This window comes from Halomonas sp. THAF12 (assembly GCF_009363675.1).
Taxonomy (GTDB): domain Bacteria; phylum Pseudomonadota; class Gammaproteobacteria; order Pseudomonadales; family Halomonadaceae; genus Halomonas; species Halomonas smyrnensis.
Window position 1 is genome coordinate 3578619 of the sequence record NZ_CP045399.1, and the last position, 13652, is coordinate 3592270.

Sequence of the window (13652 nt, forward strand, 5' to 3'; positions counted from 1 at the left end):
AGACTTCGACAGATGTACAACTCTCGTACACCATTGTAGGACCTTCGGGGCTCGACGCCTTCCACGCAGACTGGGAAGATGCGGACGATCCCCCGTCTTCGCTACACATCCACGCCACGACAAGGAGGCCCATCGCGTGACGCTCCCCAGACGAACCCTATTCCTCTTCGGCAGCTGGCTGCTGGCCTGCCTGCTGCTGGCCTCGGGGCCGCTGCAGGCGCAGCAGGGCGCCGACGGCCAGCAGGCGGCCAACGCCACCCTGGCCAGCCTGCTGGAGAACCCCGAGACCCGCCAGCAGCTGATCGACCAGCTGCGCGACGAGGCCCGGGTCCCGACCGACGCCGCCACCGAGGCGGCGCAGGAAGTCGCCAGCGAGCCCTCGCTGCCGCGCCAGCTGGCCGAAGCCACCAGCCACGTCGTCGATGAGCTGGGCGGCCAGCTCGGCCAGGCCGCCGACACCCTGGTCGGCCTGTTCGGCGGCGGCCTGGCCGATGAGGGCGGCTTCGACATGAGCGCCTTCACCAGCGCCGCCCTGAACCTGGGCATGGTGATCCTGGCGACCCTCGTGCTGTTCGTCGCCATTCGCCGCCTGGTCCGCCCGCTCTTCACCCGCCTCAGCCAGTACTCGCTGAACGGCCAGGGCCTCCAGCCCATGCTGCGCCTGCTGCTGTGCGTCGGGATCGCGGCGCTGATCGATGCCCTGGTGGTGGCGCTGGCCTATGTCGGCGGCAATCTGGTGGCCACCTTCGCGGTGGGCGAGAGCGGCGAGCTCTCGACCCGCGCCTCGCTGTTCCTCAACGCCTTCCTGGTCATCGAGCTGCTCAAGGCCGCGGTGCGGATGCTGTTCGCCTCGCACTACGAGGGGCTGCGCCTGCTGCCCATCGGGGCCGACAGCGCTCGCTACTGGAACCGCTGGATCGCCCGGCTGATCGGCCTGGCCGGCTACGGGCTGATGGTGGTGGTGCCGCTGGTCAACGCCTACCTGTCGCCCTCGCTGGGCAGCGCCGTGGGCACCCTGATCATGCTCGGCGCCTACGTCTACGCCGTGGCCGTGGTGATGCGCAATCGCCAGAACCTGCGCCGGGCGCTGAACCACAAGGCCGGGCAGACCACCATGACCGCCAGCCGGGTCTCGCTGCAGCTGTTCGCCCGTACCTGGCACCTGTTCGCCCTGGCCTACTTCACCGTGGTGCTGGTGCTGACCCTGACCAAGCCGGAGACCGCCCTGCCCTTCGTCATGCTGGCGACGCTCAAGACGCTGGTGACCGTGCTGGCGGGCATGCTGATCTCCTCCTTCCTGACCCAGACCATCGGCCGCCGCATCCGGCTCAGCGACGAGCTGCGCCGCAAGCTGCCGCTGCTCGAGGCGCGCCTCAACAGCTACGTGCCTACCGCGCTGCGGGTGATACGGGCGGGGATCCTGATCGCCGTGGTGATGCTGGTGCTGAACGCCTGGGGCGCCTTCGATCTCGCCGCCTGGTACGCCTCCGAGGCGGGCCGCGACCTGCTCGGCAAGCTGCTCAGCGTGTTCATGATCCTGATCGTGGCCGCCGCCGCCTGGCTGGGGCTGGCCAGTCTGATCGAGCACAAGCTGAACCCCGAGACCGGCGGCGTGCCCTCGGCCCGCGCCCAGACGCTGCTGGCGCTGTTCCGCAACGCCCTGGCCATCGCCCTGGTCACGCTGACGGCGATGATCGTGCTGTCCGAGATCGGCATCAACATCGGCCCGCTGATCGCCGGCGCCGGGGTGCTGGGCCTGGCCATCGGTTTCGGCGCCCAGAAGCTGGTGCAGGACATCATCACCGGCGTCTTCATCCAGATCGAGAACGCCATGAACACCGGCGACGTGATCACGGTGGGCGGCATCACCGGGGTGGCCGAGAAGCTGAGCATCCGCTCGGTGGGCATCCGTGACCTCTCGGGCACCTATCACGTGGTGCCCTTCTCCAGCGTCGACACCGTCTCCAACTACATGCGCGACTTCGCCTACCACGTCGGCGAGTACGGCATCGCCTACCGCGAGAGCATCGACGAGGCGATCCAGGCGCTGCGCGATGCCTTCGACGACCTCTCCAACGACGAGGAGATCAAGCCCTGCCTGCTCGAGCCGCTGGAAGTGGCCGGGGTGATCGCGCTGGCCGACAGCTCGGTGAACATCCGCGTGCGCCTGATGACCACGCCGGGCGATCAGTGGGCCGTGGGCCGCGCCTACAACCGGCTGGTCAAGCTGCACTTCGACGCCGCCGGCATCGAGATCCCCTTCCCCCACACCACGCTCTACTTCGGGGCCGACAAGGAGGGCGGTGCGCCGCCGGCCAACCTGCGCGTCATGCAGCAGAACTTCTCGATCGACGGCAGCCCGGCCGGCCAGCCGCGGCAGGACGGCAACCATGTCGACGATCGTTTCAACCCGGCCGACACCTCGGCCCGCCGCGAGGTGCACAACCAGGACGACGTGGACTGAGCTCGCTCCCGGGCGGCGTCCACGAACGCCGCCCGGACCCTTTCACGCCCTCCTCCATGGGGGAGAACGCACCACGAAGAAGGGGCTGCCGATCGGCAGCCCCTTCTCTTGTTTCCGTTTCCTGCTCTCCTGTTGCCTGCCCCACCGGCATCGGCCGGCGGGCGGCCTGCTCAGGACGCCCGACGGGCGTTGCCGCGGGACAGGGTGTCCTCGGGCTCGGTGGGCTGAGGCAGCGAGGGAAGCGACTTGTCGAGCATCTCGACGCTCTGGCGGTAGTAGAGCTGGCTCTTGTTGTGCTCGCCCAGGTTGGCATAGAGCCGCGCCAGTTCGGCGCACACCACGCCGCTCGGGCGCTGACGCTGACTGGCCTCGAAGTACTCCTGGGCCTTGCCCCAGTAGGCGTTGCGCAGCGACAGGCGACCCAGGGACAGCAGCAGGTCCGGGTCGTTGGGACGCTCCTGCAGCCACTTCTCGGCCACCACCAGCTGGCGGGCGGCGTCGACCTCGAGCAGGCCGTAGCGCAGCACCAGGCGGCTGTCCCACTGCTCCTTGAGCGAGTGGCGCAGCAGCCGCTCGGCGATGCCCTGCTCGTTGCCCCGCACCAGCGCCTCGGCGTAGAGCACGATCAGCTCGACGTTGTTGCGCAGCGGCTCGGGCATGTCGGCCCACAGGTTGCGGACGCGCTCGATGTCGCCCGGCTGACGCGCCTCGCGGCCGATCAGCTCGCGATAGGCCTGCCGCTCGAGCTGCTCGCGCTCCTCCGGGGAGATCAGCTGCTGAGCCCCCAGCCGCGGCATCAGGCGGCGCAGGCCGTCCCAGTCGCTGAGGCTGATGTAGGCCTGCTTGAGCTGCTTGAGCACCTGCGGGTGATTGGGCAGATGGCGATCCAGGCGGGTGAGGATGGCCAGGGCCTCCTCGTACTGCTGGCGATCCAGCATCAGCTGGGCCTGCATCATGCCCACCGCGGTGTCGGCGCCCTCGGTGCTGAGGTGCGCGCGCTTGAGCAGGGTATCGGCCTGCTCGTAGCGACCCTGGTAGTGGGCCGCCAGCGCCGCGGAGAGGTAGTTGACCAGCGGCGTGCTGGAGTCGTCGGCGGCCTTGACCAGCGACTTCTCGGCGCGTTTCCAGCGGCCCTCGGCCAGCGCCACCAGGCCGCGCACGGTGCGCTTCATGGCGGTGCGGTTGCGCGAGCGGCTGTTCCACACCTTGAAGCGCGACACCGGCCGCGACAGGCGCATCAGCAGGCGCAGCGCGAAGTGCAGCACGATGAAGGCGGCCAGCAGCAGCACCAGGCCGAACCAGAAGGAGGTCTGGTAGGAGGTGTCGCCGACGCGCACCAGCCAGTAGCCGGGCACCGACATCATCAGCTGGCCGAACAGGGCCCCGACCGCGAGCCCGACGACGATGAGCAGGATCAGCTTTCTCATGATGCGCCTCCCTGGCCGTTGCCGCCGGCCTCAAAGCGACGATCGATGAACTCGGCCAGCGCCTGCTGGGACGCGCTGATGTCGGGCAGCTCGGGGCGGATGGTGCGGCCCTGGAGCTCCTCGAGCCGGCTCATCACCGACTGCACGCCCTCGTCGTCGGTGTCGTAGTAGCCGTCGATCAGGGTCAGCGCCTTGTCGAGGCTGGCATCGAAGAGTTCCTGCTCCTCCTTGAGCAGCGCCAGCTGGGCCTGCTCGAGGATCAGCCGCACGCTCTGGCGCAGGTAGGACTCCTGCTCCGGCGTGATCAGCGCCTCCAGGGCCTCGTCATGCTGGCGCACGGTGACCAGCTCCTGGAGCTCCTCGCCGAAGCGCGAGAGCTGCTGCTGCCAGCCGCCGCTCGGCGCCTCCTCGATGGTGGAGTTGGCGGCGATCTCCTCGATGTCCTGGGCCAGCGGCAGGCCGGCGATCTGCTCCTGCTGGGCGTTGAGCGCCAGGTAGAGGCCGGTGCGGTCGACCCGGGGCACGGCTTCCAGCTCGGCCAGCTCGGAGGCGATATCGCGGCGGATCGGCAGCAGCGCCGGGTTGTCCGCCTCGCGCAGCCGGGCGTCGGCGGTGCGCAGCAGCGCCATGGCACCCTCGACGTCGCGCTCGAGCTGCAGGCGCTGGTTGGCCAGGCGCAGCAGGTAGGCGGCCTCGGCGTGGAGCCAGTCGCGCTCGTCGGTCTGCTGCTCGCTGGCCAGGTCCTCGAGCACCCGGTCGAGGGCGTCGTCGACGCTGCCGCGGTAGTCGGAGAACTCGCTGCGCAGGTCGCTGATGGCGGATTCGCGCTCGCTCTGGCCGCTCTCCAGCCGCGAGGCCAGGTCGTCCAGCTCGCCCTGGGTCGCGGGCTGCTCGGGCAGCGCGGCCAGGCTCTGCTGCTGGGCGTCGAGCCGCTGCCAGACCTGCCAGCCGAAATAGGCGCCGCCGGCGCCGAGCAGGATCACCAGCCCCAGCGCCACGGCGCCGGCCTTGCTGCCGCCCTTGCCGGAACCGTCATTGCCGCCGGAGGCGGCGGTACCGCCGCTGCCGCCGGACTTGCCCGACGCCGGCTGGCTCGCCCCGCGCGATGTCGCCGCACTGCCAGAGGCGGCCGCGGCGCCGCTCTTGCCGCCGGAGGCGGCATCGGCCTTGCTACCGGCAGAAGCGTCGGCCTTGGCGGACGACGACTGGGAAGAGGCCTTGCCGCCGCTCGACTCGCCGCCCTTGGCGGACGGCGGCTGGGGAGAGGCCTTGCCGCCGCTCGACACGCCGCCCTTGGCGGACGACGACTGGGGAGAGGCCTTGTCGCCGCTCGACTCGCCGGCCTTGGCCGCGCCGCCGCCCTTGCCGCGACGCCGGGACCGGCGTGATGAAGTGCCGCCGCTCGGGGTCGCCTCGGCCTCGACCTGGGGCGACGAGTCGGCGCCATTCCCGGCGCCGGAGGGCGTCTGTTGTTCGTCCTGATCGTTGTATTGCTTACTCATCTGTCGCTAGCCCTTTTCGAGATCGTCATGATCGACATCGGCCCTCTCCGGGTCTCCCTCGGCCACGGCCTTCGCCAGCGCGGCGGGCGTGGCTCCCGCCGCCACCGCGGGGCGACGAAACCCCAGCGTGCCGGCCAGTGTAGCCAACCGGGTACTGGACACGATTAGCGGTTGGTGCAAGGCGGCGCGCGAACACCATCTTGCCAGATGTTCGAGAATTTCTCCGCTGGTCACCACCAGGGCGCGATAGTCGCCCGTGGCGAGCCGCCGCGCGAAGGCCGCGTCGGGGTCGAGCAGGCGGCGGCGATAGAGCGCCAGCCGGGTCAGCTCGGCGCCGCGCGCGGCGAGCGTCTCGCCCAGCAGCGCCCGGCCGCCCTCGCCCGCCGCCAGCAGCACCTTCTGCTCGTCGAGGCGCTTTAGCGACCCCAGGCCGAGCAGCGCCTCGCTGGTGTCGCCGTCGCCGGCCGGCGCCAGGTGCACCCGCACGCCCAGCTCGCGGTGCAGCACCTCGGCGGTGGCCGCGCCCACGGCATAGTAGTCGAGGCCCACCGGCAGCTGCGGCCAGTAGCGGTCCAGCGCATCAACCAGGCATTCGGCGGCGAAGGGGCTGACCACCACCACCCGCCGGAACTGATCGAAGTCCAGCCAGGCGTTTCGCTGCGCCTGGGTCTCCGGCAGGGCCTCGAGGGCCATGGCCTCGCCGTGCTCGACGGCGAAGCCGCGCGCGGCGATGGCCTCGGCCAGCGCCGCGGCCCGGGGCCCGGGACGGCAGATCAGGACCGGCGCTGTCGCCATCAGCCGCCGCCGTAGACCTCGGCGAGGATATCGCCGGCGCCCAGGTCCAGCAGCTCCTCGGCGACGCGGATGCCCAGCGCCTCGGGCTCGTGGATCGAGCCGCGGCCCTCGGCGCGCAGCACCTCGGTGCCCTCGGGATTGCCGACCAGGGCGCGCAGCCACAGGGTCTGGCCGTCGTCCTCGAACACGGCGTGACCGCCGATCGGCACCTGGCAGCCGCCCTCGAGGCGCGTGTTCATGGCGCGCTCGGCGCGCACCCGCGTGGCCGTGGCCGGATCGTCGAGCGGCGCCAGCAGCGAGATCAGCTCGGCATCGTGCATGCGGCACTCGATGCCCAGCGCCCCCTGGCCGCAGGCCGGCAGGCAGACCTCCGGCGGCAGCTCCATGGTGATGCGATCGCCCAGCCCCAGGCGCTTGAGCCCGGAGGTGGCCAGCAGGATGGCGTCGAACTCGCCGTCGTCGAGCTTGCCGAGGCGGGTCTGGACGTTGCCGCGCAGGCTCAGCACCTCGAGGTCGGGGCGCGCCTCGCGCATCTGCAGGCCGCGGCGCAGGCTGGAGGTGCCGATGCGCGCGCCCTCGGGCAGCTCGTCCAGGGAGGCATAGTGGTTGGAAACGAAGGCGTCGGTGGGCTCGGCGCCCTCGAGGATCACCGACAGTCCCAGGCTCTCGGGGAAATGCATCGGCACGTCCTTCATCGAGTGCACCGCGATGTCGGCGCGGCCGTCGAGCATCGCCTCCTCCAGCTCCTTGACGAACAGCCCCTTGCCGCCGACCTTGGCCAGCGGCGTGTCGAGGATCTTGTCGCCGCGGGTGGACATCGGCACCAGCTCCACCTTGAGCTCGGGGTGCGTCGCCATCAGGCGGTCACGGACGTGCTCGGCCTGCCACAGGGCCAGCTGGCTCTTGCGGGTGGCGATACGCAACGTTGTCATGGCTTGCACAGGCTTCTCTCCGTCCCGGTTCATAGCGCCGGCGCCTGTTCACGCGGGCGCCCGGTGATCTCTGATATAGCTTCATCATAAAGGACCCGGCAGGCCAGGAAAATCGCCGCCCTGCCAGGACGCCCTCCGAATCCGTCGCCGCCAGGCATGAGCGGGCGCCGGGGCGGCGGCCGCGGAAGCGCCCCGCCCCCTCGCCTGACCCGCGGACTCTGGTACACTTTCCGCCATGTCAAGCCGGCACGGCCCGCCGCTCGCCGCCTCCTCTCACCGTCATGCAGGATGTCAGCCCGATGAGCCAGACCCCGACGAACGATAGCACCAACCAGTCCTGGGGCGGCCGCTTCAGCGAGCCCACCGACGCCTTCGTCGCCCGCTTCACCGCCTCGGTCGACTTCGACCAGCGCCTGGCCCACCACGATATCCAGGGGTCCCGCGCCCACGCCACCATGCTGGCACGGGTCGGGGTGCTCACCGAGGACGAACGCGACGCCATCCTGGCAGGCCTCGACGAGGTCCAGGCGGAGATCGAGGCCGGCACCTTCGAGTGGTCGGTGGACCTCGAGGACGTGCACATGAACATCGAGGCGCGGCTCACCGACAAGATCGGCATCACCGGCAAGAAGCTGCACACCGGCCGCTCGCGCAACGACCAGGTCGCCACCGACATCCGCCTGTTCCTGCGCGACGAGATCGACACCGTGGGCGCCGAGCTCGCCCGCCTGCGCCAGGGCCTGATCGCGCTGGCCGAGCGCGAGGCCGACACCATCATGCCCGGCTTCACCCACCTGCAGACCGCCCAGCCGGTGACCTTCGGCCACCACCTGCTGGCCTGGCAGGAGATGCTCGCCCGCGACCACGAGCGCCTGCTCGACTGCCGCAAGCGGGTCAACGTGCTGCCGCTCGGCGCCGCCGCCCTGGCCGGCACCACCTACCCGATCGACCGCCACGTGACCGCCGAGCTGCTGGGCTTCGACCGCCCCGCCGAGAACAGCCTCGACGCGGTCAGCGATCGCGACTTCGCCATCGAGTTCACCGCCTTCGCCAGCACCCTGCTGATGCACCTGTCGCGCATGAGCGAGGAGCTGGTGCTGTGGACCAGCGCCCAGTTCGACTTCATCGACCTGCCCGACCGCTTCTGCACCGGCTCCTCGATCATGCCGCAGAAGAAGAACCCGGACGTGCCGGAGCTGGTGCGCGGCAAGACCGGCCGCGTCTACGGCCACCTGATGGGCATGCTGACGCTGATGAAGTCTCAGCCGCTGGCCTACAACAAGGACAACCAGGAGGACAAGGAGCCGCTGTTCGACGCCCTGACCACCGTGCAGGACTGCCTCAAGGCGTTCGCCGACATGGTGCCGGCCATCGAGGCCAAGGCCGACAGCATGCGCGAGGCCGCGCGCAAGGGCTTCTCCACCGCCACCGACCTGGCGGACTACCTGGTGTGCCGCGGCGTGGCCTTCCGCGACGCCCACGAGATCGTCGGCCAGTCCGTGGCCTATGGGCTGCGCGAGGGCAAGGACCTTTCCGACATGAGCCTCGAGGAGCTGCGCCAGTTCTCCGACGTGATCGAGCAGGACGTGTTCGAGGTGCTGACCCTCGAGGGCTCGGTGGCCGCCCGCAACCACATCGGCGGCACCGCCCCGGACCAGGTGCGCGCCGCCGCCCAGCGCGCCCGCGAGGCCCTGGCCGCGCTGAGCGCCGATCGCACCCAGGGAGGCGAGGGCTGATGCGCCGCCTCGCCCCCCTCGCCCTGCTGACGCTCGCCCTGCTGGCCGGCTGCGGCCAGAAGGGCCCGCTCTACCTGCCCGGCGACGAGGCCGCGGCGGAGCGCTATGGCCCCCGCGATGCCCAGCAGAGCGACGCCACCCAGGACAACGACGCCAACGCCGACGACACACGCAGCGCCGAGGAAGACTGATGGACCATTTCGAATATCGCGACGGCGTGCTTCACGCGGAAGACGTGGCCCTGCCGCGGCTGGCCGAGGAGTTCGGCACCCCCTGCTACGTCTACTCCAAGGCCACCCTGGCGCGCCACTTCCGCGCCTACACCGAGGCCCTGGGCAGCCACCCGCACCTGATCTGCTACGCGGTGAAGGCCAACTCCAACCTGGCGGTGCTCAACCTGCTGGCGCGGCTCGGGGCCGGCTTCGACATCGTCTCGGTGGGCGAGCTGGAGCGGGTGCTGGTGGCCGGAGGCGATCCGGCCAGGATCGTGTTCTCCGGCGTGGCCAAGGAGGAGAACGAGCTCGAGCGCGCGCTCTCCGTGGGCATCAAGTGCTTCAACGTCGAGTCCCGGGCCGAGCTCGAGCGCCTCGACGCCGTGGCCCGGGGCATGGGCAAGGTCGCCGCGGTCTCGCTGCGGGTCAATCCCGACGTCGACGCCGGCACCCACCCCTACATCTCCACCGGGCTCAAGGACAACAAGTTCGGTATCCCGGTCGACGAGGCCCATGAGGTCTACCGTCGGGCCGCGGCCATGGAACACGTCCGCGTCACCGGGCTGGACTGCCACATCGGCTCCCAGCTGACCGACACCACGCCCTTCCTCGACGCCCTCGACCGGCTGCTGGTGCTGCTCGAGAAGCTGCGCGAGGACGGCATCGAGATCGAACACCTCGACCTCGGCGGCGGCCTCGGCGTGACCTATCAGGACGAGCGTCCGCCGCAGCCGTTCGACTACGCCACCGCGCTGCTCGAGCGGCTGTCGTGCTGGCCGGGCAGCGAGCGTTTGACGCTGCTGTTCGAGCCGGGCCGCTCGATCGCCGCCAACGCCGGCGTGCTGCTGACCCGCGTCGAGTTCCTCAAGCCCGGCGAGACCAAGAACTTCGCCATCGTCGACGCGGCCATGAACGACCTGATCCGGCCCTCGCTCTACCAGGCCTGGCAGGCGATCCTGGCGGTCGACACCGGCGCCGAACGCGCCAGCGACACCTACGACGTGGTCGGCCCGGTGTGCGAGACCGGCGACTTCCTCGGCAAGGACCGCGAACTCGCCATCGCCCCGGGCGACCTGCTGGCGGTGCGCTCCGCCGGCGCCTACGGCTTCGTCATGGCCTCCAACTACAACAGCCGCCCGCGCCCGGCCGAGGTGATGGTCGACGGCGATCGTGCCCACCTGGTGCGCCGCCGCGAGCGGCTCGAGGACCTGTGGGCCGGCGAGGCGGTGCTGCCGGACGACAGCGCGGAGACGCCTTGATGCTGCTGCAGTTCACCAAGATGCACGGGCTGGGCAACGACTTCATGGTGGTCGACCTGATCAGCCAGCGGGCGCGGCTGCGCGACGAGCAGATCCGCGAGCTGGCCGACCGCCGCTTCGGCATCGGCTTCGACCAGCTGCTGGTGGTCGAGCCGCCGCGCGACCCCGACATGGACTTCCGCTACCGGATCTACAACGCCGACGGCAGCGAGGTCGAGAACTGCGGCAACGGTGCCCGCTGCTTCGCCCGCTTCGTGCGTGACCAGCGCCTGACCCACAAGCACGAGATCCGCGTCGAGACCGCCGGCGGCCCCCTGACCCTGGTGGTCGAGGAGGACGAGCGGGTACGCGTCGACATGGGCACCCCGCGCTTCGCCCCCGAGGCGCTGCCCTTCGAGGCCGACGAGGACCGCCCGCGGCACGCGCTCACCGTCGAGGACGAGACCCTCGAGGTCGGCGTGGTGTCGATGGGCAATCCTCACGCGGTGCTGCGGGTGGACGACGTCGACACCGCCCCGGTGGAGCGCCTGGGCCCGCTGATCGAGCATCACCCGCGCTTCCCGAAGCGGGTCAACGCCGGCTTCATGCAGGTGGTGTCGCCGCACGAGATTCGCCTGCGCGTCTTCGAGCGCGGCAGCGGCGAGACCCTGGCCTGCGGCACCGGCGCCTGCGCCGCGGTGGCCACCGGCATCCGCCTGGGCTGGCTCGAGAGCCCGGTCACCGTGCACCTGCCCGGCGGCGACCTGGAGATCGCCTGGCCCGGCGGCGAGGCCCACCTGACCATGACCGGACCCGCCACGCGGGTCTTCGAGGGACGCGTACCCCTGGCATAAAGACCGACAACACCGCGCGCCCAACGCAGAGGAGAGATCGCCCATGAGCCAAGCCGCCCCCGAGCCGCGCAAGACCCTGGACCCCGACGTCGTCGCCCAGTGGCTGGCCCGCCACCCGGACTTCTTCGTCGGCCGCGAGGGGCTGCTGCAACAGCTCCGGGTGCCGCACCCCGAGGCCCGGGGCGCCACCTCCCTGCTGGAGCGCCTGGTGCACGACCTGCGCGGCCGCGCCGAGCAATCCGAATGGCGGCTCGAGCAGCTGCTCGAGTCGGCCCGTCACAACGAGGCCCAGTACCGGCGCACCCGCGAGCTGGTGCTGGCGCTGCTCGAGGCCGAGGACCGCGATGCCCTCGGCCAGGCGCTGGCGACCCAGTTCAGCGAGCGCTTCCAGGTGCCGGCGCTGGCGCTGTGGTGCCCGTCCTCGCTGACCGACGACGAGCCGACGCCGCCCCAGGCGCCTCGCCAGGTGCTCGACGACCACGCGGCCCAGCGCCTCAACGCGCTGCTCGACGGCCGGGCCAGCCGCTGCGCACGGCTCACGCCCACCGACTGGAAGCGCCTGCTGCCCCATGCCCCGGCGCCCGACCAGGCCGGCTCCTGCGCCCTGGCGCGGCTGACCCTGGGCGAGCCCATGGGCTATCTGGTGCTGGCCAATCCCGACCCGGACCACTTCCGCGCCAGCATGGACACCCTGTTCACCGAATACGTCGGCGACGTGGTGGCCCGGCTGCTGGAGCGGCTGACGCCCCCCCGCCATGGCTGAGGACACACCGCTGGCGCGCCAGGTCGAGGCCTGTCTCGCCGAACTCGCCCGCACGGCCAGCCCGGCCACGGTGAGCGCCTATCGGCAGGACCTGGCGGCGCTGACCGCCTTCCTCGAGGCCCAGGGCGTGGACGACGGCGGCGCGCTGGACGTGGCCCTGATGCGCCGCTTCCTCGGCGGTGAGCGGGCCCGCGGCCTGGCGCCGCGCAGCCTGGCCCGGCGCCGCGCGGCCGCGGCACGCTTCGCCGAATGGCTGCGGCGCGACGGCCGGCTGGCCCACAACCCGACGGAGCTGGTGCGCACGCCCAAGGCGCCGAAGGACCTGCCGCGTCCGGTGGACGTGGACGCCCTGGCGCGCTTCCTCGACACGCCCCACGACGGCTCGCCGCTGTCGGTGCGCGACCAGGCCATGCTCGAGCTGTTCTACTCGAGCGGCCTGCGCCTGGCCGAGCTGGCCGCCCTGGACCTGACCGACCTCCAGCCCCAGCGGGTGCGAGTGCTGGGCAAGGGCGGCAAGCCGCGTCAGGTGCCGGTGGGCGGACGCGCCCGCCAGGCCCTGGACGCCTGGCTGAGCGTGCGCGTCGCCCTGGCGGGCGACGGCGAGGGCGCGCTGTTCGTCGGCGCCCGGGGCGGGCGCCTCGGGCACCGGGCGATCCAGCAGCGCCTGGCCCAGCTGGCCCGGCGTCGCGGCCTCGACGAACACCTGCATCCGCACCGCCTGCGCCACTCCTTCGCCAGCCACCTGCTCGAATCCAGCCAGGACCTGCGCGCGGTCCAGGAACTCCTGGGCCATGCCCACCTGTCGACCACTCAGGTCTACACCCGGCTGGACTGGCAGCACCTGGCCGCCGGATACGACGCGGCACATCCCCGGGCGCGACGCCGCCCCGACGACAGCGACACTTCCCCATGACCCGACGCCCCCTCTCTCCCCCCGGCCAGCGCCCCCTCCAGGCCCTGACCTTCGATCTCGACGATACCCTGTGGGACAACCAGGGCGTGATGACCCTCACCGAGGAGGGCCACTACGCCTGGCTCGACGCGTCTCTCGCCGCCTGGCTCGCCGAGCGCGGCGAACACGCCCTGGGCCGCTTCGCCGAGCGGCAGCCGATCGAGGCCTACCAGCGCCGCCGGCGCGAGCTGGCCGAGCGCCATCCGCTGCGCCGCGGCGACTTCACCTGGATTCGCGAGCAGGCGCTGTGTGCGCTGCTGGAGGAATTCGGCCTGCCCCGCTCGGCGGCCTGGATGTGGGCGCTGGCGGCCATGGAACACTTCCACCACCTGCGCCTGCGCGTCTCGCCCTATCCGGAGGTGGAGCCGATGCTCGAGGACCTGCGCCGGCGCTACCGGCTGGCCTCGATCACCAACGGCAACCTGGCCTTCCACCGGCTCGAGCTGTCGCGCCACTTCGAGGTCTCGATCGCCGCCGGCGAGATGCACGCCCCCAAGCCGGACCCGCGCTGCTTTTTGATGACGCTGGCCAAGCTCGGCACCCCGCCGGAGCGGGCGATGCATATCGGCGATTCCTGGCAGGAGGACATCCTGCCGGCGGTGCGGCTGGGCATGCAGGCGGCCTGGATCGCCGGCGACACGCCCCACGGCGAGGCGATGCCGGCGGGCGTGCACCGGCTCTCGCATATCCGCGAGCTGCCGGCGCTGCTGGAGAGGCTGGGTAAGGAATGATGTGAAGCACTCGGCCGGGCACCGGGGGAAGGTGCCGACCGGCCGA

The 13652-nt window shown here is 71.3% G+C and carries 12 protein-coding genes; 8 read left to right on the top strand and 4 right to left on the bottom strand.

Features of this window, described 5'->3' with window-relative positions; all coding sequences use genetic code 11:
* Positions 1–136 precede the first annotated feature (136 nt).
* Complete coding sequence (ybiO, locus tag FIU88_RS16635) at positions 137–2464, top strand: mechanosensitive channel protein (protein WP_152479922.1); 2328 nt, start codon at positions 137–139, stop codon at positions 2462–2464.
* 170 nt (positions 2465–2634) lie between these two features.
* Here the strand turns inward: ybiO and FIU88_RS16640 are convergent, their stop codons facing one another.
* The 4 genes from FIU88_RS16640 to hemC are packed head-to-tail and all read right to left on the bottom strand — an operon-like array spanning position 2635 to position 7129.
* A complete protein-coding gene (locus tag FIU88_RS16640; RefSeq protein WP_016855861.1) occupies positions 2635–3891 on the bottom strand; it encodes a heme biosynthesis HemY N-terminal domain-containing protein in 1257 nt (418 codons plus the stop codon).
* Positions 3888–5393 (bottom strand): uroporphyrinogen-III C-methyltransferase, encoded by a 1506-nt coding sequence (locus FIU88_RS16645; RefSeq protein ID WP_152479923.1) that lies wholly within the window; start codon positions 5391–5393, stop codon positions 3888–3890. The genes FIU88_RS16640 and FIU88_RS16645 overlap by 4 nt, the downstream gene beginning before the upstream one ends.
* Positions 5394–5399: 6 nt before the next feature.
* Positions 5400–6188 (bottom strand): uroporphyrinogen-III synthase, encoded by a 789-nt coding sequence (locus FIU88_RS16650; RefSeq protein ID WP_152479924.1) that lies wholly within the window; start codon positions 6186–6188, stop codon positions 5400–5402.
* On the bottom strand, positions 6188–7129 hold the full coding sequence (gene hemC / locus FIU88_RS16655; RefSeq protein ID WP_152479925.1) for a hydroxymethylbilane synthase: 942 nt from the start codon (positions 7127–7129) through the stop codon (positions 6188–6190). The genes FIU88_RS16650 and hemC overlap by 1 nt, the downstream gene beginning before the upstream one ends.
* A 290-nt stretch (positions 7130–7419) precedes the next feature.
* Here hemC and argH point away from each other — a divergent pair, with 290 nt between their 5' ends.
* From argH to FIU88_RS16690, 7 genes are read left to right on the top strand one after another with little or no spacing between them, the layout of a single operon-like run.
* Positions 7420–8856, top strand: a complete 1437-nt coding sequence (gene argH / locus FIU88_RS16660) for an argininosuccinate lyase (protein ID WP_152479926.1) — start codon at positions 7420–7422, stop codon at positions 8854–8856.
* On the top strand, positions 8856–9047 hold the full coding sequence (locus FIU88_RS16665) for a lipoprotein (RefSeq protein ID WP_152479927.1): 192 nt from the start codon (positions 8856–8858) through the stop codon (positions 9045–9047). Before argH ends, FIU88_RS16665 begins: the two co-directional genes overlap by 1 nt.
* Positions 9047–10327 carry a diaminopimelate decarboxylase gene (gene lysA, locus FIU88_RS16670; RefSeq protein WP_152479928.1) on the top strand — a complete coding sequence of 427 codons (1281 nt, stop codon included), beginning with the start codon at positions 9047–9049 and terminating at the stop codon, positions 10325–10327. The genes FIU88_RS16665 and lysA overlap by 1 nt, the downstream gene beginning before the upstream one ends.
* Positions 10327–11160 (top strand): diaminopimelate epimerase, encoded by an 834-nt coding sequence (gene dapF / locus FIU88_RS16675; RefSeq protein WP_152479929.1) that lies wholly within the window; start codon positions 10327–10329, stop codon positions 11158–11160. Before lysA ends, dapF begins: the two co-directional genes overlap by 1 nt.
* A 43-nt stretch (positions 11161–11203) precedes the next feature.
* Positions 11204–11923, top strand: coding sequence for a DUF484 family protein (locus FIU88_RS16680; RefSeq protein WP_152479930.1), 720 nt, complete (start codon positions 11204–11206; stop codon positions 11921–11923).
* Positions 11916–12836: a tyrosine recombinase XerC gene (locus tag FIU88_RS16685; RefSeq protein ID WP_152479931.1), complete on the top strand. Its 921-nt coding sequence runs from the start codon at positions 11916–11918 to the stop codon at positions 12834–12836. The genes FIU88_RS16680 and FIU88_RS16685 overlap by 8 nt, the downstream gene beginning before the upstream one ends.
* Positions 12833–13606, top strand: coding sequence for an HAD family hydrolase (locus tag FIU88_RS16690; RefSeq protein ID WP_152479932.1), 774 nt, complete (start codon positions 12833–12835; stop codon positions 13604–13606). The genes FIU88_RS16685 and FIU88_RS16690 overlap by 4 nt, the downstream gene beginning before the upstream one ends.
* The last annotated feature ends 46 nt before the right edge of the window (positions 13607–13652 follow it).